The sequence below is a fragment of the Pseudomaricurvus hydrocarbonicus genome (assembly GCF_011602365.1).
GTDB classification, from domain to species: Bacteria; Pseudomonadota; Gammaproteobacteria; order Pseudomonadales; family Cellvibrionaceae; genus Pseudomaricurvus; species Pseudomaricurvus hydrocarbonicus.
In genome coordinates, this window is the sequence record NZ_JAAONZ010000001.1 from 256730 (window position 1) to 277399 (window position 20670).

Annotated in this window: 20 protein-coding genes and 2 tRNA genes; 4 read left to right on the forward strand and 18 right to left on the reverse strand. The window is 53.6% G+C overall.

Translation table 11 applies throughout. The features are described 5' to 3' along the window. Positions 1–223 precede the first annotated feature (223 nt). The 16 genes from G8770_RS01055 to G8770_RS01130 all read right to left on the reverse strand — a co-directional run bounded on the left by G8770_RS01055 (position 224) and on the right by G8770_RS01130 (position 13227). A tRNA-Lys gene (locus tag G8770_RS01055) sits at positions 224–299 on the reverse strand. A 160-nt stretch (positions 300–459) separates the two neighbouring features. Further along, positions 460–535: transfer RNA gene (locus tag G8770_RS01060), tRNA-Lys, on the reverse strand. Between the two features lie 115 nt (positions 536–650). Then, positions 651–1325, reverse strand: coding sequence for a 7-cyano-7-deazaguanine synthase QueC (gene queC / locus G8770_RS01065; protein WP_167180852.1), 675 nt, complete (start codon positions 1323–1325; stop codon positions 651–653). 472 nt (positions 1326–1797) lie between these two features. After that, on the reverse strand, positions 1798–2616 hold the full coding sequence (ybgF, locus tag G8770_RS01070) for a tol-pal system protein YbgF (protein ID WP_167180854.1): 819 nt from the start codon (positions 2614–2616) through the stop codon (positions 1798–1800). A gap of 58 nt (positions 2617–2674) precedes the next feature. Then, complete coding sequence (pal, locus tag G8770_RS01075; protein ID WP_167180857.1) at positions 2675–3172, reverse strand: peptidoglycan-associated lipoprotein Pal; 498 nt, start codon at positions 3170–3172, stop codon at positions 2675–2677. 111 nt (positions 3173–3283) lie between these two features. Further along, positions 3284–4567: a Tol-Pal system beta propeller repeat protein TolB gene (gene tolB, locus G8770_RS01080; protein ID WP_167181371.1), complete on the reverse strand. Its 1284-nt coding sequence runs from the start codon at positions 4565–4567 to the stop codon at positions 3284–3286. Positions 4568–4744: 177 nt separating this feature from the next. Further along, a complete protein-coding gene (gene tolA / locus G8770_RS01085; RefSeq protein WP_167180859.1) occupies positions 4745–5533 on the reverse strand; it encodes a cell envelope integrity protein TolA in 789 nt (262 codons plus the stop codon). 30 nt (positions 5534–5563) lie between these two features. After that, on the reverse strand, positions 5564–5989 hold the full coding sequence (tolR, locus tag G8770_RS01090; protein WP_167180861.1) for a protein TolR: 426 nt from the start codon (positions 5987–5989) through the stop codon (positions 5564–5566). A gap of 73 nt (positions 5990–6062) precedes the next feature. Then, on the reverse strand, positions 6063–6764 hold the full coding sequence (gene tolQ / locus G8770_RS01095) for a protein TolQ (RefSeq protein WP_167180863.1): 702 nt from the start codon (positions 6762–6764) through the stop codon (positions 6063–6065). A gap of 319 nt (positions 6765–7083) precedes the next feature. After that, positions 7084–7515: a tol-pal system-associated acyl-CoA thioesterase gene (gene ybgC / locus G8770_RS01100; protein WP_243760212.1), complete on the reverse strand. Its 432-nt coding sequence runs from the start codon at positions 7513–7515 to the stop codon at positions 7084–7086. A gap of 95 nt (positions 7516–7610) precedes the next feature. Continuing rightward, entirely contained in the window at positions 7611–8651 is a 1041-nt protein-coding gene (gene ruvB, locus G8770_RS01105; protein WP_167180867.1) for a Holliday junction branch migration DNA helicase RuvB, read from the reverse strand. Between the two features lie 121 nt (positions 8652–8772). Then, positions 8773–9399, reverse strand: coding sequence for a Holliday junction branch migration protein RuvA (ruvA, locus tag G8770_RS01110; RefSeq protein ID WP_167180869.1), 627 nt, complete (start codon positions 9397–9399; stop codon positions 8773–8775). A gap of 143 nt (positions 9400–9542) precedes the next feature. Next, positions 9543–10061: a crossover junction endodeoxyribonuclease RuvC gene (ruvC, locus tag G8770_RS01115; RefSeq protein WP_167180871.1), complete on the reverse strand. Its 519-nt coding sequence runs from the start codon at positions 10059–10061 to the stop codon at positions 9543–9545. Between the two features lie 168 nt (positions 10062–10229). Further along, positions 10230–10964 carry a YebC/PmpR family DNA-binding transcriptional regulator gene (locus G8770_RS01120; protein WP_167180873.1) on the reverse strand — a complete coding sequence of 245 codons (735 nt, stop codon included), beginning with the start codon at positions 10962–10964 and terminating at the stop codon, positions 10230–10232. 152 nt (positions 10965–11116) lie between these two features. After that, entirely contained in the window at positions 11117–12883 is a 1767-nt protein-coding gene (gene aspS / locus G8770_RS01125) for an aspartate--tRNA ligase (RefSeq protein ID WP_167180875.1), read from the reverse strand. A gap of 56 nt (positions 12884–12939) precedes the next feature. Next, on the reverse strand, positions 12940–13227 hold the full coding sequence (locus G8770_RS01130) for an FmdB family zinc ribbon protein (protein ID WP_167180877.1): 288 nt from the start codon (positions 13225–13227) through the stop codon (positions 12940–12942). Positions 13228–13983: 756 nt separating this feature from the next. Between G8770_RS01130 and G8770_RS01135 the strand changes: the two genes are divergently transcribed. Continuing rightward, positions 13984–14379, forward strand: coding sequence for an HU family DNA-binding protein (locus G8770_RS01135; RefSeq protein WP_167180879.1), 396 nt, complete (start codon positions 13984–13986; stop codon positions 14377–14379). Between the two features lie 121 nt (positions 14380–14500). On the opposite strand, the gene G8770_RS01140 is transcribed toward G8770_RS01135, so the two are convergent. Then, entirely contained in the window at positions 14501–14950 is a 450-nt protein-coding gene (locus G8770_RS01140; protein WP_167180881.1) for an HIT domain-containing protein, read from the reverse strand. Positions 14951–15081: 131 nt separating this feature from the next. Between G8770_RS01140 and G8770_RS01145 the strand changes: the two genes are divergently transcribed. From G8770_RS01145 to G8770_RS01155, 3 genes are read left to right on the forward strand one after another with little or no spacing between them, the layout of a single operon-like run. Further along, a complete protein-coding gene (locus tag G8770_RS01145; RefSeq protein WP_167180883.1) occupies positions 15082–16812 on the forward strand; it encodes a proline--tRNA ligase in 1731 nt (576 codons plus the stop codon). Positions 16813–16821: 9 nt separating this feature from the next. Beyond that, positions 16822–17409, forward strand: coding sequence for a lytic transglycosylase domain-containing protein (locus G8770_RS01150; RefSeq protein ID WP_167180885.1), 588 nt, complete (start codon positions 16822–16824; stop codon positions 17407–17409). After that, the gene (locus tag G8770_RS01155; RefSeq protein ID WP_167180887.1) at positions 17409–18440 is read left to right on the forward strand and encodes an AraC family transcriptional regulator; all 1032 of its coding nucleotides are present in this window, start codon (positions 17409–17411) and stop codon (positions 18438–18440) included. Before G8770_RS01150 ends, G8770_RS01155 begins: the two co-directional genes overlap by 1 nt. A gap of 30 nt (positions 18441–18470) precedes the next feature. On the opposite strand, the gene G8770_RS01160 is transcribed toward G8770_RS01155, so the two are convergent. Continuing rightward, positions 18471–20588 carry a TonB-dependent receptor gene (locus G8770_RS01160; protein WP_167180889.1) on the reverse strand — a complete coding sequence of 706 codons (2118 nt, stop codon included), beginning with the start codon at positions 20586–20588 and terminating at the stop codon, positions 18471–18473. Positions 20589–20670 lie beyond the last annotated feature (82 nt).

Below are 20670 nucleotides of genomic sequence, written 5' to 3' on the forward strand. Positions count from 1 at the left end.
AGAAGGTTATCTAAAACACAGGTGACAGGTGACAGGAACAGTAAAACTGAGGCGCCGGCCTGACTCACATCGTCTGGGGGCTATTTTCGCCCTGCGTTAAGAAACACAGAGTGCGCCTTCCGCGCCTCAGTCGCGATGCGATTGATCGAACGGCGGTTCGCCCCAGACGAGTTTTTCGGGCACACAAAAAAGGCCACCCAATGGGCAGCCTTTTTTGTTTGTATGGTGGGTCGTACTGGATTCGAACCAGTGACCAATTGGTTAAAAGCCAACTGCTCTACCAACTGAGCTAACGACCCAAATCTTTTTGCAGTCCAGTTTTGCCCTGTTAAACTGCCAGGAACTTCGGATAAACACCGCTGGAACACTCAAGCTTTGTAGCTCTCAAATTGTCACTAAAATCTCAGAATAGAGACCTTAGGTGTGCACAGATGGCTCAGTATCATTGTGCGCCTTGTATGGTGGGTCGTACTGGATTCGAACCAGTGACCAATTGGTTAAAAGCCAACTGCTCTACCAACTGAGCTAACGACCCAAAGGAGGCGCATATAATAGTGATTTCGTTTCAAAAAACAAGCGCTTTTTTCGATTTATTTTTAAAGATTGTTACCTATAAACAATGGCTTAAACATCCACCCCAACAGAGGCTATTAAACGTAACGAGTAGGATCTGGCAACTGCGCCTCAACGAATCCCTGGCGTCGCAGTCGACAACTGTCGCATTTGCCACAGGCCCGCCCCTGCTCATCGGCCTGGTAACACGAGACTGTCAATGAATAGTCTACCCCTAACGCAACCCCTGCCTGCACGATTTCAGCCTTGGTCATATCAATCAAGGGAGCGTCTATCGACAGGGTCTGTCCTTCAACACCGGATCGGGTGGCCAGATTTGCCATCACCTCGAACGCCCGAATAAATTCCGGCCGACAATCGGGGTAGCCAGAATAATCAACCGCATTCACACCGACAAAAATTCGCTGGGCACCCAGCACTTCCGCCCAACCCAAGGCGATCGCCAAAAAGACGGTATTGCGAGCGGGTACATAGGTAATCGGAATGCCTTCCGTTTCTTCTTCCGGCACATCAATACTTTCATCGGTCAAAGCCGATCCACCAATCGTGCCCAAATCCAGCTTAACGACTTTGTGCTCAACCGCACCCATCGTTTTTGATGTATTTTCCGCCGCCATGAGCTCGGCCCTGTGGCGCTGTCCATAGTCAAAGCTCAGGGTGTAACAATCAAACTTTTGCTGCTGAGCCATGGCCAGAACCGTCGTGGAATCCAGCCCACCCGACACCAACACGACAGCTTTAGGGTTGGACATATTGCCACCTCTTTGAAATTTACAGGTTATCTAGTGTTTGTAAGCGGTATCTAGTGGATGGCAAAACACCCACCGCAACATCATTGGGCATAAACGCACCCATGGTTTGCCTGCCCTCCAGGTCGAGAGCCAGACTCAAGCAACGCTCAACACCTTGGCCAACTGATACCCGGCATTAATAAAACGGCATCTTAACCAATCTGCCAAGTTTAGGCGAATTAGCGGTGAGCAGACGTAGAACAAAAAGCAGAACGAAAAAAAGGAGCGCTCAAGCACTCCTTCTTAGGGGTCGACTCTATAGGGTAAGCTTGTGACCGGTGACACTTCAGGCGAGCAGGCACAGCTTTTACACAGCCATTAACGCAATGTCAGCACAACCCGCACAAGGGACAACAAACCCAAAACCAGCCAGGGGTTAGCAACCCTGTTCAAACGCAACCTGAAGAAAGCGTTCAGACGCCTTTAAACAAGACTACATTCCTGTCAGGTAATTTTTCGCCAGCCGTGCAGCATTCGAATTAGGGCTGTCCGCAATCACCTGGCTCAACAAACTGCGAGCTTTGGTTTTATCACCCAATTGATCATAGACCGTCCCCAGCTTATAGGCCGCATCGGGGGCTTTGGCGTGATCAGGAAAGTCACTTAACAACCGACTGAACCAGTCCCTCGCCTGCTCCAACCCACCCTGCTTGAGGTAAATCTCACCCAACCAGTATTGGCTGTTAGGCGCGTAGGTGCCTTGCGGGAAATCTTGCAGGTATTGGTTAAACGCCGTTGCCGCCTTATCGTAATCTTTCTGGCGCAAAGCCAGATCAATGGCCGACCGGTAACGCTGCAATTCATCCTGCGACTGAGCACCCGCAGCCCCCGCCGAGGAGCTGGCCATCTTGGGCGACGGCCCTGCAGATTCGGGCTGAGCAGTGGCCGCCTTTCCACCCGCAAGGGCAGTCAGACGTTTATCCAGACTTAGGTAATCATCCAGACGTTGTTGCTTCAGGCGCTTCAACTCATAAGTCAGCTCTTCAACCAAGCCCCGCAATTCCAGCACTTCTTGCTGCAGGGACTGCACCTGAAAATACATCTGAGTCTGAACATCTGTTGCTGCTGCCGGAGCCTGGACAGGAGGAGTTCCTGACGAGGCCTCCTGATAAGCCACTGCTTGAGCAACAGCCGGCTGAGCAGAAGCCTGAGCTGCTTCAGTCCGAGGAGAAACCAAAAGACGATTGCTGGAGTCCACCACCTGCACCTGGGCCGAAGCCAAAGGGACAAAAAACCCAACACACGAAAACACGAAAACCGCAGCCTTAACGGCCGCGGTCCAAGAGAAAAGCTCTTTCATCGTTCTGATATTACTTCAGTTCAACACGACGGTTCTGGCTGTAAGAAGACTCAGAGCTGCCCAATACCGCTGGGTATTCTTCGCCGTAGCTTACAGTTTCAATCAAAGAACCATCAACACCCTGAAGAACCAGGAAGTCACGTACAGACTTTGCACGACGCTCACCCAGGGCCATGTTGTATTCACGAGTGCCACGCTCATCAGCATGACCTTCCAGACGAACACCCTGTGGGGCTGCTTTCAGGTTAGCGGCGTGAGCCGTTAACGCTGCACGGGCATCAGCATTCAGAGTGGATTGATCAAACTCAAAGTAAAAGACGGTATCCAATACTGGAGCAGGTTCTTGCTCCATAGTGTCCATAGAAGACGTATCGGTTGTGTCAGCGGTGCCTGTCATGGTCGAATCGGCAGCGGCATCCTGATCAGTGGTAGACGTACTGGAACAGCCGGCCAAGGCCGCCATAACCAGAGCAAGGGTAAGGCTTTGCTTCAATCCTGTGGAAAGCATAATGAACTCCTAGTGGTATAATCGTTTAATCATTAATCTAGTCTTGGCCAAATCTGGATCATATTACAGCATATAACCCGATCTAAATTCCAACAACCTTATAGCATATTTTTAATAATAAGGTGACCAACTTGGCTCCCGAACGTCTCCTTGCTTGGACGGCAGCCTAAATTTTACCCCTGCATCAAGAGACACCGCAGCAAGTATGCCTTTACCCTGGTACTTTGTCGCATACATCAACATTGCTCCATTAGGTGCGATACTGGGAGACTCGTCCAGTTGAGTCTCCGTCAAGATGCGAAGATCGCCACTCGCTAAATCTTGAGTGGCAATATGAAACACCCCATTGTAACGATGGACCATCACCAGCGTTTTACCGTCCGGAGAAATCCGCGCCCTGGCGTTGTAATCACCCTCGAAGGTTAAGCGCTCTATACGGTGACTGGCAAGCGTTACTTGGTAAATTTGGGGCTTCCCCCCCCGATCGGAAGTAAAAATGAGACCTTTTCCATCTTTCGTCCAGCTCGGCTCGGTATCAATCGCGAAGTGTCGGGTAATACGAGTGAACCGTCCACTGGCAACATCTAACGTGTAAATTTCGGGATTACCGTCTTTGGACAACACCATCGCCAACTGTTTACCATCAGGTGACCAGGCCGGCGCACCATTCAAACCTCTAAAGTTAGTCAGCTGTTGGCGCTCACCGGTAGCAAGAACCTGACGAAAAATCGCCGGGCGCCCGGTCTCAAAAGAGACATAAGCAACCTGCTTGCCGTCCGGCGACCAGACTGGAGACATGATGGGCTGTTTTGACTCCAGAAGTAAACGCTCACGCATGCCATCAGCATCGGACAGCATCAGACGAAACTTCTCATTGCCGAAGCCTTCGACATAAATCATCTTGGTGGAAAAAGCACCGCGTATCCCGGTGACCGCTTCATAGACCGCATCGCTGGTCGCATGCGCCAAGTCCCGCAAGCTGCGACTGCCGCCCTTTACGTTACGCTGCAAAACCTTCTTTTGCGACAACACATCAAACAGCTCAAAGTCCAGCGAGTAACCGCCTTCCGGGGTACTGCTTAGCCGACTGATGACCAGGTATTCCGAGCCAAGCACACTCCAGTCACGAAAAAAAACATCTGCCTCCGTCCGCGGAAAGGATAACATGTCCGATTTGGGAACCGGCCTGAACTGCCCGCTGCGGCGCAGGTCCGCCTCGACAATATCACTGATATTTTCATTTAATGAAGGGCCCGACCAGGCTACCGGCACCACCGCAATCGGAGTTGGGTTGTCCATCCCCTGTGTAATTTCGATGGTCAACTCCGCCTTTGCCAGCGAGGCCATTCCCATAAACCAAGCCAGCACAATGGTAAATCTTGTTGCGCGTATCATTCTTTCAACCCCTAACATTAAATAGTAACCCGGTCATGGTGATAAACCCCATGCCTCGCAGGCAAACCCCACCCAACGTTGCAACAGCTTAGCAGCAGAAGCAAGCGCTCACCACACACCCGCCACTCGATACACAAAGAGGGTCGCAACCGAGCGGCTTACATTCATCAGCTGCGCTTACAACCTGAGATCCTGAGGGTTAAAGACCAGGGTAACCTGGCGGAAGTACCGCTCAAACACGTCGGGTTCAACTTTTTTCAACTCGTCAAAACGGCCGATTTTTTTCACAGCCTGCTCCGCGGCCCGGTCAAAAGCACTGTTGCCACTACTTTTCACAACGGTCACATTGATCACTTCACCGGTAGGTATAAGCTGTATGGCTAACTCACATTTCATACCGTTGCGGGCAGAGGGCGGGCGGCTCCAGTTTTGCTCTATCCTTTGTGCCATCAGGGCAACATAACTTTGCGCAGTGACTTCATCTTCCTGAGCGGCCAGTAACGCTTCCTCTTCCTTAAGGGCATCATTAAACGCGGCTTCTTTCTGGCGCTGCTGCTCCTGCTGTCGTTTGCGCTCCTGCTCCTGACGCTGCTTGGCGAGGCGCTCTTTGTCGGCCTGCTCCTTGGCTTTTTTCTCTTTTTCTTTTCGAGCCTTTTCTTCTGCCAGCTTCCTCAACCGCTCCCGTTCAGCCTTTTGCTGAGCCAGGCGCTTTTTTTCAGCCGCTTGCTGCAAGCGTTGCTGCTCTTTACGCTTGGCGGCCATATCCACCACTTTGGGCTTGGGTTTGGGCGCGGCCTGTTGAACCGTTTTGGGCTTGATGGTGACCAGAGTGGCCTCCACATAGCGAGGCGTCATTTTTTGTTTTGGCAATTCAGCTGACTCCCAGCCCCACACCACCAGGACGAGAAGAATCCCGTGCATCAGAACACTGATCACCACAGGCAGGAAATAACTTTTATCCGACATTTTAACCGCAGCAGGCATCATCAATCAGGCCTACAACTCGGGAGGCTCTGTGACCAAGCCAACGGACGGTGCGCCAGCTCCCTGCAAAGCGGTCATCATGGCCACAACTACGCCGTAATCTACCGCCGTGTCACCCCACACCAGAACCTGTGTGCCGGGCTTCTGACGCAAGATCTTCGCCACTGTATCGGAAATTTCTTTCAGGGGTTTCGCCTGCTTTTGGTCTTTACCCAAATTAATAAAATATTGCCCCTTCGCATCCACCGACACAATCAGCGGCTCTTCCTGCTTATCATCCAATGGCGCAGAGGGTGCTGCAGGCAACTCAACTTTTACGCCCTGCATTAACAATGGCGCAGTCACCATAAACACAATCAACAATACCAGCATCACGTCAATGTAGGGCACCACATTGATTTCAGCCATGGGTTTTTTCTTCACCTTGCGACGCAACATACCGCTATTCTCTCATCATGCTGTGTATTCAAGTGCTCGTAAACTGCAGTGCTCGCCAAAGCAAGCATCCCAGTTAGCGAGACCCGGAATCACTGTGAACCTGACGGTGCAGGTACGCCGTAAACTCTTCAGCAAATGTCTCATAGTTATTCACCAGCGATTCTGCATTGGCGGAATAGCGGTTATAGGCCAAAACAGCAGGAATGGCTGCAAACAGCCCCATGGCCGTAGCCACCAGCGCCTCGGAAATACCCGGTGCAACGGTCGCCAGGGTGGCCTGATGCACATTCGCCAGACCCCGGAACGAGTTCATAATCCCCCACACCGTGCCGAACAAACCAATGTAAGGACTGACGGAGGCCACACTTGCCAAAAAGGGCAGGTTGGCTTCCAGCTTTTCCTCTTCACGAGCCAGGGCAACCCGCATGGCACGCTGAATACCTTCCATCACAACATCCGGATCACTGCGTCCCTGCTGGCGCTGCCGACTAAACTCCTTAAAGCCTTCCCGAAAGATGTTCTCGACACCGTCAATGGGGTGTGTGCTCGCCCGCTGATTACCGTCACGATAAAGCTGGCCAAGGTCGCCGCCCGACCAGAATTTCTTTTCGAATTGGTGAAATGAATTCTTAGCCTGGCGCTGGTAATGCCCTCGCTGGAGGATCATCATCCAGGACACCACCGAAGCCATAAACAATAGCAACATGACGAGCTGCACCAGCAGGCTGGCATTAATGATCAGACTAATAATGGATAAAGATTCACTCTCGGCCATGGCCACAATTTCCTTGTTCAATCATCAAGAAGGGAGGTCATACAGGTACGATAATGACTGCGAACACTCGCTGCTTATAATGTCTCTGGTTTGACTTGGTTTGCTCAGTTTAATTTTTGTCCAGCTTGTTTTTTGCTCAGTTTGAGCGCTTATCCTCTCAAGCAGTCATGCTTGCCATGGACGGACAGACTGGACCAGTGCACAAGACCAGCCTGACGCGCACCATCACCGGACAACATGGGTTTGGCTTGGCGCTGCCCCAAAGAGCCGGCAGCGGCATAAGGTCCAGACTTACAAAGGCTCAGTCACTTCCGAAAACCTAATCGGCGGTCCCCGAAGACTTGAGCACGTCTCGAATCGCCTGAGGAATGGCCGCTGGCTTCATTGTTCCCTGATCCACACACGCCACTTTGATGTCGCCGCGGCAAATGGGTTCCCCCTGGCGCTCAATCGTCTGTGAAAAGATCAAATAACTGCGGGCCAACTTACTCATCTGCGCAGTTGCCGTCAACTCATCATCCAGCAAAGCCGGGCGTAAATATTGAACATTTGCCGAGTGGACCACAAACAATTTACCCTCATCGAGAATCGCCGGCTTTTCAAAGCCAAAGCTTCGCATCCATTCGGTGCGTGCCCGCTCCATGTATTTCAGATAATTGACGTAGTACACGATACCGCCGGCGTCAGTGTCTTCTATATAAACGCGCAACGGCAGCTGAAAGAGGGTTCCGGATACTTGAACGTCTGACAATGGAGAATTTGCCTGTGGTACTGGAGAGTGGGTCATAGTTGAATGATCGGCAACGTAACAGTGAATGATGGTACAAAGTTACATTAGTGTACGACTTATCCTTCGTCCTGAAAACGCTTGGGCAAATCAAACCCAAAATGTTCATAGGCCATCGCCGTTACCATACGCCCGCGGGGTGTGCGAGCCATATAACCCTGCTGAATCAAATAGGGCTCCAGAACATCCTCAATGGTGTCGCGCTCCTCACTGATCGCAGCAGCCAGGCTCTCGACCCCAACCGGCCCCCCGGAAAACTTTTCAATCATGGCCAGCAGCAACCGGCGGTCCATGTGATCAAAGCCTCGCTCATCGACGTTCAACATATTCAGCGCCTGATCCGCAATCGTTTGACCGATTGCCCCATCGCCTTTGACCTGGGCGAAATCCCGCACACGGCGCAACAGGCGATTGGCAATTCGAGGGGTTCCCCTGGAGCGACGCGCCACCTCAAACGCCCCCTGCTCATCAATCTGCACCCCCATTAACCCCGCTGAACGAGTCACAATATGGGTCAGGTCAGCGACGTTATAAAACTCCAGACGCTGCACGATGCCAAAGCGGTCTCTCAACGGCGAGGTCAACAAGCCCGCTCGAGTGGTTGCCCCCACCAGCGTAAACGGCGGCAGGTCCAACTTGATGGAACGGGCGGCCGGCCCCTCGCCAATCATGATATCCAGCTGATAATCTTCCATCGCGGGATAAAGCACTTCCTCCACGTTCGGGCTGAGGCGGTGGATTTCATCAATAAACAGCACGTCGCCGGGCTCAAGGTTGGTCATCAGAGCCGCCAGATCACCCGCCTTCTCCAATACCGGGCCAGAAGTGGTCTTAAGATCAACCTCCATTTCGTTGGCAATGATATTGGCCAGTGTGGTTTTACCCAATCCCGGCGGGCCAAACACCAGAGTATGATCCAGCGCTTCCGAACGGCCTTTAGCGGCCTGAATGAAGATTTCCATCTGTTCGCGCACGACCGGCTGGCCGACATATTCACTGAGACTTTTGGGGCGCACCGCACGATCCTGGACATCCTCCATCACCCGAGGCTCCGCACTGATCACCCGCTCTGTGGCGGCAAACTGGTCTTTTTCAATCATTGTCTGGGATCTTCTTTGTCAATGGATTCTGCCTTGCCTCGTCACCTGAACCAGCCACCTGAACCAGTCACCTGAACCCGTCACTGAGAACCATAAAGCCATGGGGATTAAGTCAGAACGATTAAGCCAGAGACAGGCTTCGCAAGGATAAACGAATTAATTCTTCGCTGCGCGTCACCGTATTGGCCATTAAAACATTTGCCACCATTTTGCTCGCCTCCACGGGTTTGTACCCCAGAGACACCAGCGCGCTTTCAGCCTCGGACACGATATCGCTGGTGTTGTCGGCCACTGCCGGCTGACTGGCCGCCTCCATGTCGGCCAGAGGTGAATGTGCCACCTGCCAGGTTTTCAATTTATCGCGCAATTCAATAATCAGTCGCTCGGCTGTTTTCTTACCCACCCCGGGGACTTTCACCAGAGCGGACACCTTGTCTCCCATGACACAGCTCACCAGCTCATCGGTTTCCATACCCGAGAGGATGGCCAGCGCCATTTTTGGCCCCACACCGCTGACCTTGATTAACGTCCGAAACAGCTCACGGTCTTTTTTATCGTAAAACCCATATAAAGCCTGTGAGTTTTCACTGACAGCGAAATGAATCGACAAGGTCACCCGACCGCCAACTTCCGGCAGCTGATACAGGGTCGTCATAGGCACCAAAACTTCATAGCCTACACCATTCACATCCACCAGAATCTCTGGCGCCTGCTTCTCTACAAGCTGTCCCTGGAGACGTCCAATCATAATCACCGAGCCCTTCTATCGGCACCCCAGCAGCCACATATCCCGCTGAGGACGCAGTTATTTAAATACCTTTATAAAGCCGTTATAAACCGATAAAGGCTTCTTCATGGGGGAAACTATTAAACGCTTTACCCTAAAGGGCTTTACACCATACGCCCACGACGAAAACTCTTGGCCGTCGCGATTTTAATAAGGTGTTGCTGACTGTTGGCATGACAGATGGCCACACCCAGTGCGTCTGCGGCATCCTCCTGGGGCTCCGACGGCAATTTCAGCAGCACTTTCACCATATGCTGCATTTGCCGCTTATCCGCTGCACCATTTCCCACCACAGACTGCTTAATCTTTTTGGCTTCGTATTCTGACACCGCCAGGTTCTGATTCACTGCCGCCACAATGGCAGCGCCTCGCGCCTGCCCCAACTTAAGCGCCGAGCCGGCACTCTTGGCCATAAACACATGTTCAATGGCCATCTCCTGGGGGCAGTATTCTTCAATAATTTCAGTGACCGAATCAAAAATAATTTTCAAACGCTCTGGCAGGCTGAGACTGGGAATTCGAATGACACCACTGCTGATGTATTCATACTGGGATCCCACGTGATTGATGATACCAAAGCCGGTCTTGATTGAGCCGGGGTCAATCCCCAATATGAGCGCCATAGGTGGCCACACCTTAATACTGTTTTTTCATCCAGTGGTTAGTGTGTCGCTAAACCGAAGGGAGGTCAAGAAAGAACTGACCGGAAACGAACGGACTCCGGGCCCGTACGTCTCCCTGCTATTTACCTGATGCGCAGCAAGGCTATTTCACCTCACTGCGCTTGCCGGTCACTCCCCGAACGCCGACTCATCAAACTCAGCATTGGTGTACACATTCTGTACATCGTCCAGGTCTTCCAGCGCATCCACCATCGCCATCACTTTTTCTGAGGCTTCAGCGTCCAGCGGCACCTTGACCGACGCTTCCATACTGACCTCGGCACTGTCCGGCATGAGCCCTCGTGCCTGCAATCCGTCTTTGACGGCCAGAAAATCTTCAAAAGCCGTGGTCACCAACGCCCCACCGCCGTCCAACATTTCAACATCTTCAGCACCGACCTCCAGTGCCGCTTCCATCAAGGTGTCTTCATCGATATCCGAAAAGAAGATTTGCCCCTGGCGGGTAAACAGATAAGCGACCGAACCATCCGTGCCCAGATTGCCGCCGCGCTTGGTAAAAGCGTGGCGCACATCGGAAACCGTCCGGTTTCGATTGTCGGTCATGCATTCCACCAAAATGGCCACACCACCGGGAGCATACCCCTCGTAGGTCAGCTCATCGTAGTTATCGCCATCGGCATTTCCTGCACCGCGGGCAATGGCCTTATCCACGGTATCGCGCTTCATGTTAGCGGCCAGAGCTTTGTCCACTGCCGCTCGTAAACGCGGGTTATCCGCGGGGTCAGCCCCACCTTTGGCGGCAACCACCAGCTCGCGAATCAACTTGGTGAAAATTTTACCGCGCTTGGCATCTTGTGCCGCTTTGCGATGACGAATATTGGCCCACTTACTGTGACCGGCCATAAAATCCTCCGGTTGTCTTTATCCGAGACGCTGACAGTAAAACGGGAGGCTCAAACGCCTTTCCGCGCCCACAGCCTCCCGTTCAGTACTTTCTTAAAAGCCGACCCATTTGAGCCGGCTTTCTGCATTACTCACGCAATGGTTAACAGCACTTATGCGCTGACTTCTTTCTTTTTCACGCGGATGTTCAGCTCACGCAATTGCGTGTTATCCACCTGCCCCGGCGCATCGGTCAGCACACACGCCGCCGTCTGGGTTTTCGGGAAGGCAATCACATCACGAATAGAGCTGGCGCCGGTCATCAACATAATCAGGCGATCCAGGCCAAACGCCAAACCACCGTGCGGTGGTGCGCCGTACTGAAGGGCGTCCAACAGGAAACCAAACTTTTCACGCTGCTCTTCTTCACCAATGCCCAACACACGGAAAACCGCCTGCTGCATGGATTGGTTGTGAATACGAACAGAACCCCCACCCAGCTCACAGCCATTAAGGACCATATCGTAAGCCTGGGACAATGCTGCCAGAGGATTCTGCTCCAACTCTTGTGCTGAACAGGACGGTGCGGTGAACGGGTGGTGCAAAGAAGTCACACCGCCTTCAATGGCCTCGAACATTGGGAAGTCGACAACCCACAAAGGCGCCCACTCACAAGTGTACAATTCCAGATCCTCACCAATTTTGCAGCGCAGCGCACCCAGAGCTTCGGTAACCACTTTGATGGTATCCGCCCCAAAGAACACGATGTCGCCGTTTTGAGCACCGGTGCGCTCCATCACCTGCATGGTGACGTCGTCGCCCAGGAATTTGATGATCGGCGACTGCAAACCCTCAACGCCCTTTTCGATCTCATTGACCTTAATCCAGGCCAGACCCTTCGCACCGTATATACCGACGTACTTGGTGTAATCGTCAATTTGCTTGCGGGAAATGGCCGCACCGCCGGTCACCTTCAACGCCGTTACGCGGCACTTGGGGTCATTGGCCGGACCAGCAAACACTTTAAAGTCGATGTCGGCCAGCAAATCCTTAATTTCCACTAACTCCAGAGGGATGCGCATATCGGGCTTATCCGAGCCGTATTTCTGCATCGCTTCGGCGTATGGCATACGCGGGAACTCACCCAGCTCCACACCTTTCAGCTCACTGAACAGCTTGCGGATCATCTGCTCCGTGACCGACATGATTTGCTCATCGCTCATGAATGAGGTCTCAATATCGATCTGGGTAAATTCTGGCTGGCGATCTGCACGCAAATCTTCGTCGCGGAAACATTTGGCAATCTGGTAGTAACGATCAAAGCCGGACACCATCAGCAACTGCTTAAACAGCTGCGGCGATTGTGGCAGAGCAAAGAACTTCCCTTCGTGAGTTCTGGATGGCACCAGATAATCACGAGCGCCTTCCGGGGTCGCCCGGGTCAAGATGGGGGTTTCAATGTCCAGAAAGCCATTGTCATCCAGAAAATTGCGAATCGAATTGGTCACTTTAGAGCGGAAACGCAGACGCTCCTGCATTTCCTGACGACGCAGATCCACATAGCGATATTTGAGACGAACTTCCTCACCCACGGTTTTATCGTGCAATGGGAAAGGCGTCGTTTCAGCGCTGTTGAGGATTGTCACCTCAAGACCGTACACCTCCACCTCACCGGTGGGCATATTCGGGTTGACGGTGGCTTCTGAACGCGCGCGAACCCGTCCTTTAACCTGAAGAACATACTCACTGCGCACCTTGTCAGCGGTTTCAAAGTTTTCTTTTGCATCCGGGTCAAAAACCACCTGCACGATGCCATCCCGATCCCGCAGATCGATGAAGATCACCCCACCATGATCACGGCGACGATCAACCCATCCACAGAGGGTGACTTCCTGATCAATAAAAGAGGCATTCAAAGCGCCACAATACTGGGTGCGCATAAGTACTTTCCTATGTAATAACTGTCTAATAAAAGGTCAAATTCAAGAGCTGCCCGTTAGCTGGCTGCCCCTGAACTACTTTTGGCCGAGGATCCTGCAGCGGATCCGGTACTGGAAGCCGCGCTTGAAGCAGAATCACCCGCCAGATTTTTCTTCTTACCACCGGACTTGAAGTCCGTCTCATACCAGCCACCGCCAGCCAGACGAAAGCCCGCTGCGGAAACTTTTTTGCGCAATTGGGCTTCTCCGCAGGACGGACACTCCGTTAAAGCGGCATCACTCATCTTCTGGAGAGCTTCCAGCTCATGCTCACAAGCACGACATTCATACTCATAAATCGGCATACTTCTTACCTCATTCCACCTGGCATACCATGCCAGCAACCGACAAACAGGGGGGAGACCTACCAAAACCGGGCATTATACCCCAGCATGGGGCAGAGGTTAAAGATGGTGAACCCACAGGGTTTATGCGCTGCAGCCAGGGCACGCTGAGACAGAGCCTTGAGACGCTTGTGGCGACCACCGCAACCGGCGGGCACGGTCCGGCCACCCCGGCGCCTTTGACTAGTCGACGCGACTCGAATTTCGGTCCTCTCAGGTCACCATCTCTATTGTCGAATAAGCAACACCGCTGCCACGAACTCGGCTTACATCAGCTCCCACACACCCGAATGCACCGTGAAAATGAAACCCTTCTAACCGCCTTTGTTCACGTGTCGTGTTGCCGCCTTAATCACAACCCCACCCAGATGAATCTGTTGTTTTCTCGCTGTTTTTCCCGGCGCCTGATCGGCACAGCCAAACCCGTTGAGCCGTCTATGCGGACATTATCCTAAAGCCTCCCCCTCGCCACTCTGTTGAACACCGCTCCCGGGACCAGCCCGAAAAAACATCAACCAGCATACGCTACCGGGCCCTCTACCCTGAAAAACCTTAAAAAACCGTGTTTTTTACGACTTTTGGGTTGCCAGTACCCCACTTATCCTATATACATAGCATCAGCGGTTTAGCCGCGTCATTTAAGCCTATAAATAAAGGCTTTTTTGTGCCCCTCGGGCGAACAATAAAATCACCATTACAAACAAAAGGAACTTAGTTATGGCCGCTCGTAAAGCACCCGCCAAAAAGAAAGCCCCCGCAAAGAAAGCCGCACCGGCAGCTGAAAAGAAAATTAAAGCCGTCAAAGAGCGCTACACCAAAACTCAAATGCTGGCTGAAATTGCAGAAAATACCGAGCTGACCAAAAAGCAAGTGCAAAGTGTTCTGGATGAACTGAGTGATATCATCGAAGGGCACATTAAAAAACGTGCCGTTGGCGAGTTCGTACTGCCAGGCCTGCTGAAAGTCAGCGCTGTGAAGAAGCCAGCCAAAAAAGCCCGCAAAAACGTACCGAACCCCTTTAAGCCAGGTGAACTCATGGACGTGGCCGCCAAGCCAGCCAGCGTTCAGGTAAAAATTCGCCCGCTGAAAAAGCTGAAAGACATGGCAATGTAAGCCAGCCAGCCTCGCTTAAAACCAAAAAACCGCACTTGTCAGTGCGGTTTTTTTTGGGGTTTCCCCCAACCCGGGAGCGCTCCCGCTTGAGATTGCCCCCCCCTCTTGAGAGCGGCCGCCCCTAGTCCAGCACGGTAAACTCTTCACCGGCCAGCGCACTGCGCAATCTGGACACCCGCTCCTTCAACTCGTCCTCGGTAAAGGGCTTGGGCTCCAGTGCCCCCCAAACCGGTCTCGGCCAGGCCGGATCGCCTTTAAAGCGGGCCACGTGGTGCATATGCAATTGCGGCACGACATTACCCAGCGCACCCACGTTCATTCGATCCGGGACGAACAAGTCCGCCATCACTTCCGCCAGATGACAAGACTCCCGCATTAACTGCTGCCGATCCTCTTCCGCCAAATGATGAATGGCATAGACCCCTTTGCGCCTTGGCACCAAAATACACCACGGATAATTGGCGTCTCGACTCATCAACACCAGTGACAGGGGGAATTCCCCCAAAATCACACTCTCGCTCAACAATTGAGGGTCGAGCTCAAACTTCAACTTCACGTCAAGTTCCGACATATCAGGTTTCCTCCTTTCCCCAACTTAACAACACCATTAGAATACCCCCCTTAATCGATGAAACCTAGATCTATTGATCACTGGTCTATAAGCACTGATCCATTCAACTCAGTAAGAGATGCACACATACCATGCGCGCTAGCCGTTTTCTCATTGCCACCCTCAAGCAAAACCCCTCTGACGCCGTTGCCGTCAGCCACCAGCTCATGCTGCGTTCAGGCATGGTGCGCCAGTTAGCATCCGGCCTCTACACCTGGCTGCCGATGGGCTTGCGGGTGTTCCGCAAAGTAGAAGCGATTGTCCGGGAAGAGATGGACCGCGCCGGCGCTCAGGAAGTACTGATGCCCGTGGTACAGCCTTCTGAGCTCTGGCAAGAATCGGGCCGCTGGGAACAATACGGGCCTGAGCTGCTGCGCATCACCGATCGTCATGACAACCGTTTTTGCCTCGGCCCCACCCACGAAGAGGTCATTACGGACCTGATTCGCAATGAACTGAGAAGCTACAAACAGCTGCCCGCCAACTTCTATCAAATTCAGACCAAATTCCGGGATGAAGTTCGCCCCCGCTTTGGCATCATGCGCGCCCGCGAATTCACCATGAAGGACGCCTACTCTTTCCACCTGCAGCAATCGTGTCTGCAGGACACCTACGACCGGATGCACAGCGCCTACTGCAAAGTGTTTAACCGTATCGGTCTGGACTTTCGTCCGGTGCTGGCGGATACCGGCTCAATTGGCGGCTCCAGCTCCCACGAGTTCCACGTTCTGGCCGACAGCGGTGAGGACGACATCGCCTTCAGCACCGCCAGTGACTACGCCGCCAACGTCGAGCTGGCCGAGGCCGTTGCGCCCACTGACGAGCGCCCATCGCCTACCCAGGAGATGACTAAAGTGGCCACTCCCGGGCAGAACACCATTGACGAAGTCTCCAAAAGTCTGGAAGTTTCACCCAAACAGGTGCTGAAAACCCTCATTGTACTGGGGGAAGAGGATGAGGCCGGCAATCAGGGGCTGGTGGCGCTGGTTCTGCGCGGCGACCACGAACTGAATGAACTTAAGGCTGAAAAGCTCGTCGGCGTGGCCTCGCCCCTGACCTTTGCACCCGACGCAAAAATCCAGGAAACCCTCAACTGCAGCCCCGGTTCTATCGGTCCTGTCGGCCTGAAGATTCCGGTTTTGGTTGATCGCAGTGCTGCAGTCGTTGCTGACTTTGCCTGTGGCGCCAACAAGGACGGTTACCACCTGACCGGTGTGAACTGGGAACGCGACCTGCCTTTGGCTGACACCGCCGACCTGCGCAACGTGGTCGTGGGTGACCCAAGTCCCTGCGGCAAAGGTACACTGGAAATCAAACGCGGTATTGAAGTGGGTCATATTTTCCAGCTCGGCACCAAATACAGTGAAGCCATGCGCGCGACGGTTCTGGACGAAAACGGCAAAGAACAAGTGATGACCATGGGCTGTTACGGTATTGGTGTCAGCCGTGTGGTGGCCGCCGCCATTGAACAAAACTTCGATGACAACGGCATCATTTGGCCGGAAGCCATCGCCCCGTTCCAGATTGCTTTGATTCCGATCAACATGCACAAGTCCGAGGCCGTGCGAGCGAAATGCGAAGAGCTCTACGAGCAATTGACTGCCGCCGGCTACGACGTACTGTTTATGGACGAAGAAAAAGCCCGTCTAGGCGTCATGCTCGCCGACACCGAATTGATGGGCATTCCCCATCGCGTGGTGGTGGGTGATCGCGGCCTTGAAGCCGGTACGGTTGAGTACAAAGGACGTCGCGACGCCGACAAGCAAGAGGTCGTCCTGACTGAGCTGCTCACGACCTTGCAGTCTAACGTTAAGGCTCTGTAACAAAGGGGCATGGCAGTGTTTTTACGGCTCTCATCGCTCTTCAAGCTCATGACGTTTATGGCGTTGATGGTGTCCAGCGGGGTGTCTGCAACCGAGCAGGCCCAGCCCGTGGATGATGAGTTGCGAGAGCTGTTAAAACACGCCATTGAAAACAGCGACAGTTTCGAAGACCGCTTTGAGGCTGAAGTCTGGCTGGTTTCCAAGCGCGACAATCTCGGTAAATTCATCAAAGATCCGGAAGAGCGTATGGATCTGCTGCAGCGTATACACCGGGCTGCGACTCGCGCAGGGCTGCAACCGGAAATCGTGCTGGCACTGATTGAAGTGGAAAGCCACTTCAATCGCTTCGCCATTTCCAGTGTCGGGGCTCAGGGCATGATGCAGGTCATGCCTTTCTGGAAAGATGAAATTGGTCACCCCGAAGACAATCTCACCGATGTCGAAACCAATTTGACCTACGGTTGCACCATTCTCAAACATTACCTGAACAAGACCAACGGCCGGCTAATGGATGCCCTTGCCCGCTACAACGGCAGCTATGGGCAATACTGGTATCCGCGTCGCGTCATGGATGCGTGGGAAAAACACTGGCGCTGATGGACACCACACACACCGCTTCAGATTCCGGCCTTGAGGTCAGCGTCAGCATCACACAAACGCTGGTTCAGGCCCTTCGCCAGTCCGGGATAGAACACACCGATGGACTGCTGCTGAAAGCCGGCATTGATCCCAGCCAACTGCAACGGCCGGAGAATCGCATTGACTTTGCCTGTCAGGAACGCCTCTGGCAACTGGCCATGGAAGCCACTCGGGATGACAGTTTTCCTCTGACCTTTGCCCGCCAAAGCCAGCCGGCGAGTTTTAACCTCGCCGGCTATATTGCCATGAACAGCCGCACCATTGGCGACGCCATTGACGCGATGGAGGTCTACCAACGCTCCGCTGGAGAAGGCGGCGTCTTCACCATTTCGCGCCACGGGCAACACATCGCAATTGAGTACCAACCGGTTAACCCGGAGGCAGCGATCTCTACGGTGCGCAGCTGTGCTTTGTTAGCGGCCAACCTGATGCTTGGTCGCTGGCTGGTAGGCCCCGCCTACACCCCCAACACGGTCGAACTTTGCTTGCCCAAGCCTGCACGCCCGGAGAATTTTACGGATTTTTTCCAGTGCCCGGTTCAATTTGGGCAAGCCAAGAACGTGATTCGCTTCCCGCGTGCGCTGGAAAGCATCGCCATCCCGCACGCGAGCCTCGAGCTGCTCAGTTTGATGCAGCAGCGCGCCGAAAAAATCATCCAGGCTCGCAACCCCGGCAACACCCTAACACTGAAAGTGGCATCCTTGATCGCCACCTCCCTGCAAGGTCAGGAACCCGACCGGGCCAGTGTGGCGGAAAAGTTAGGCATCAGCCAGCGCACACTGCAACGGCGGCTAGCCAGCGAACAGACCAGCTACCAGGAAGTGCTCGACCAGACACGCAACGATCTGGCGCTGGATTATTTGCGCCAGCCGCAATTAACCATCACCGACATCGCCTATCTGTTAGGCTTTACCGAGCCGAGCGCGTTCTATCGCGCGTTCAAGAAGTGGCAAGGAATCACACCGGGGCAGTACCGGGACAAGCAATAGCCTCTACCGGTCGCCCCTCCCCTGCAACCCTCAAAAATCGTGACGGACTTCCAGGTACGCGGCGCGGTTCTCACCGGTGAAATAGCGATAGCTGCCAAACGCGTAATCGCCCCGCTCAGCGTAGCGTTCATCGGTCACATTGTGCAGTCGCAAACGAGCGCTCCACTGCGGCGTCCACTGGTATTTAGCCATGGCGTTTAGCAAGGTATGGCCTTCGTACTCGTGTTCGTTTTCGGCATCCAGATAATAATCGTCCATATAGACCGTCTCCAGCTCAAACCACCAGGGATCTGAAGGCTGATACCTCAATTGCAGGCTGCCGAGCCACTCTGGCGCCGTATCCATCACATTACCGGCAAGGTCTTGGCTATTGAGCAGGCTGGCGGACTCCACCGTATGTTTCGACCATGCCGCCACCGCCGCAAGGCTCCACTGAGGTGAAATCGCATACCCCAGCTGTAACTCCACCCCGCGATGGCGGGTTTCCGCATCCCCCACGGTGCGATTGTTGGAGGCCTTCAGCACTTCATCCTGCTTTTCCATGACGTAGCCACTCAATTCCGCCGAAAACGTGTGAGCGTGATAACGCAGCCCCAATTCCGCACTGTCGATGGTTTTCTCATCAAACTGATCGACGCTCTGCCCGGTCAACAGGCGATAGCGCTCATTGATTTGGGGGGCACGAAAAGCACGTGCCAGCCGCCCATAAACCACCCACTGATCACTCAACTGATAGCGGCCACCCAACTGAGCACTGAGATTGGAAAACCGGTTTTTTTGATCTTCCGGGCGGTAATAGCGGCAGTCACCGGTCTCGCTCTCGCACGCAGAGCCATCATCCTGGGTGCTGCCGTCAAGCAATTGGTTGTCATAATCGTAAGACAGAGTCTCCCAGCGTATCCCCGCCTCAACAGCCGCTTCCGGACGCCAGTGCCACTCGACATTCACAAACGTGGCCAGCTGCACACTGGTCACCTCGAAATCGTAGTGCTGACCTACATAGCGAGCATTATCCGGGCTAAAAAAGGCTTCTGCCTGCGACTCTTGCACATTCATGCTGGCCCATTCGCCATCCACACCGGCCCAAAGTTGCCACGGCTCATTCAGCGCGGTTTGATAATTCAACAAAAAGCCCGCGCTCTCCTGACCGTTTTCCTCGATCGGCTGGCCCGGCAGGTAATGTTGCAGGAAACGCATGTCGCTGTAGCGGGCATAGGGTGAAAAACGCCACGAAGAGTCCTCATCGATTTGCTTGATGAGCGTGGTGGCCAAACGAACCGCCTGCGCATCCCGAAAGGCTTCCGGGTTGGGGTTGTCTTTCCAGCCGGCCTCTTCGTAGGCTTTTTCCCCGGTGATGTAACCGGCGGTTTCCTGGTTTAAATTGACCATGGAAAGGGTGGAGTGGAGGTCCAGGGTTTCACCCTGCCAGCGTTGTTGCACGCTCAGTTTCTGTTGATCGTAGCCGGCATCGTCTTTCAGCCCGCCGTCACTCACGCCGTTGGCATCCACCTGCCACTGGTGCGCGCCAGCGACCGTACCCCAGGCCATCTTCGACCGATAATAATCGTGCGGCCCCGTTTCCAACGCCAGGTAGGACTGGTTCATGGCGGGTGACAGAGAGTTGATGACGCCGTGGACCGCATTGGATCCATAAAAGACCGTGCCCGCGCCACGCCACACTTCAAGAGCGCCCGCCTGTTCGGTATTGACCTCGAACAATTGATTGACGTTACACAGGCCACTGGGGCGAATGGGAATGCCATTTTCAGCAATCAGGACTTCGCCACAGCTGCCCGCGCCGGTATACACCGGCGAGCGCACCGCGGCCAACAGTTCCTGACCATTACCCCGGCTCAACCAGACACCGGGGATGCGCACCGCCAGTTCCTGTATGTGGGTATGGCCCAATGTCTGTATATCTTCGGCACTGACCTGACTCACCTGGCCAATAAGATTGTTTTTTGCTTCAGGATCCCGTCTGGCGGTGACCGTCATTTCATCAAGGTCTGTGGCTTGGGGTGAAGACTCGGCAGCTTGCACTCCCCCACCAAGCCCCCCGCCGATACCGATGAGGGACATAAAAATTAACGATTTTGTTGCTCTGATACGTTGGTCTTGCGCTTTTTTATAATTAGAAATAGAAAACATGGTTCACTCCGCTCTCGTCAGCGCCGCAGTATTACACAAAAAAAACAGATATCAATGTGCCCCATGAAAAGTCTTGGTTTAT

Excerpts from the sequence above, each read along its gene's own strand:
- tolR (WP_167180861.1), bottom strand. The coding sequence starts at position 5,989 with ATGTTGCGTCGCAAGGTGAAGAAAAAACCCATGGCTGAAATCAATGTG.
- G8770_RS01160 (WP_167180889.1), bottom strand. The coding sequence starts at position 20,588 with ATGTTTTCTATTTCTAATTATAAAAAAGCGCAAGACCAACGTATCAGA.
- G8770_RS01140 (WP_167180881.1), bottom strand. The coding sequence starts at position 14,950 with ATGTCGGAACTTGACGTGAAGTTGAAGTTTGAGCTCGACCCTCAATTG.
- queC (WP_167180852.1), bottom strand. The coding sequence starts at position 1,325 with ATGTCCAACCCTAAAGCTGTCGTGTTGGTGTCGGGTGGGCTGGATTCC.
- G8770_RS01130 (WP_167180877.1), bottom strand. The coding sequence starts at position 13,227 with ATGCCGATTTATGAGTATGAATGTCGTGCTTGTGAGCATGAGCTGGAA.
- tolQ (WP_167180863.1), bottom strand. The coding sequence starts at position 6,764 with ATGGCCGAGAGTGAATCTTTATCCATTATTAGTCTGATCATTAATGCC.
- G8770_RS01135 (WP_167180879.1), top strand. The coding sequence starts at position 13,984 with ATGGCCGCTCGTAAAGCACCCGCCAAAAAGAAAGCCCCCGCAAAGAAA.
- G8770_RS01145 (WP_167180883.1), top strand. The coding sequence starts at position 15,082 with ATGCGCGCTAGCCGTTTTCTCATTGCCACCCTCAAGCAAAACCCCTCT.
- ruvA (WP_167180869.1), bottom strand. The coding sequence starts at position 9,399 with ATGATTGGACGTCTCCAGGGACAGCTTGTAGAGAAGCAGGCGCCAGAG.
- G8770_RS01120 (WP_167180873.1), bottom strand. The coding sequence starts at position 10,964 with ATGGCCGGTCACAGTAAGTGGGCCAATATTCGTCATCGCAAAGCGGCA.
- G8770_RS01155 (WP_167180887.1), top strand. The coding sequence starts at position 17,409 with ATGGACACCACACACACCGCTTCAGATTCCGGCCTTGAGGTCAGCGTC.
- tolB (WP_167181371.1), bottom strand. The coding sequence starts at position 4,567 with ATGATACGCGCAACAAGATTTACCATTGTGCTGGCTTGGTTTATGGGA.
- ruvB (WP_167180867.1), bottom strand. The coding sequence starts at position 8,651 with ATGATTGAAAAAGACCAGTTTGCCGCCACAGAGCGGGTGATCAGTGCG.
- tolA (WP_167180859.1), bottom strand. The coding sequence starts at position 5,533 with ATGTCGGATAAAAGTTATTTCCTGCCTGTGGTGATCAGTGTTCTGATG.
- aspS (WP_167180875.1), bottom strand. The coding sequence starts at position 12,883 with ATGCGCACCCAGTATTGTGGCGCTTTGAATGCCTCTTTTATTGATCAG.
- pal (WP_167180857.1), bottom strand. The coding sequence starts at position 3,172 with ATGCTTTCCACAGGATTGAAGCAAAGCCTTACCCTTGCTCTGGTTATG.
- ruvC (WP_167180871.1), bottom strand. The coding sequence starts at position 10,061 with ATGGCGCTCATATTGGGGATTGACCCCGGCTCAATCAAGACCGGCTTT.
- G8770_RS01150 (WP_167180885.1), top strand. The coding sequence starts at position 16,822 with ATGGCAGTGTTTTTACGGCTCTCATCGCTCTTCAAGCTCATGACGTTT.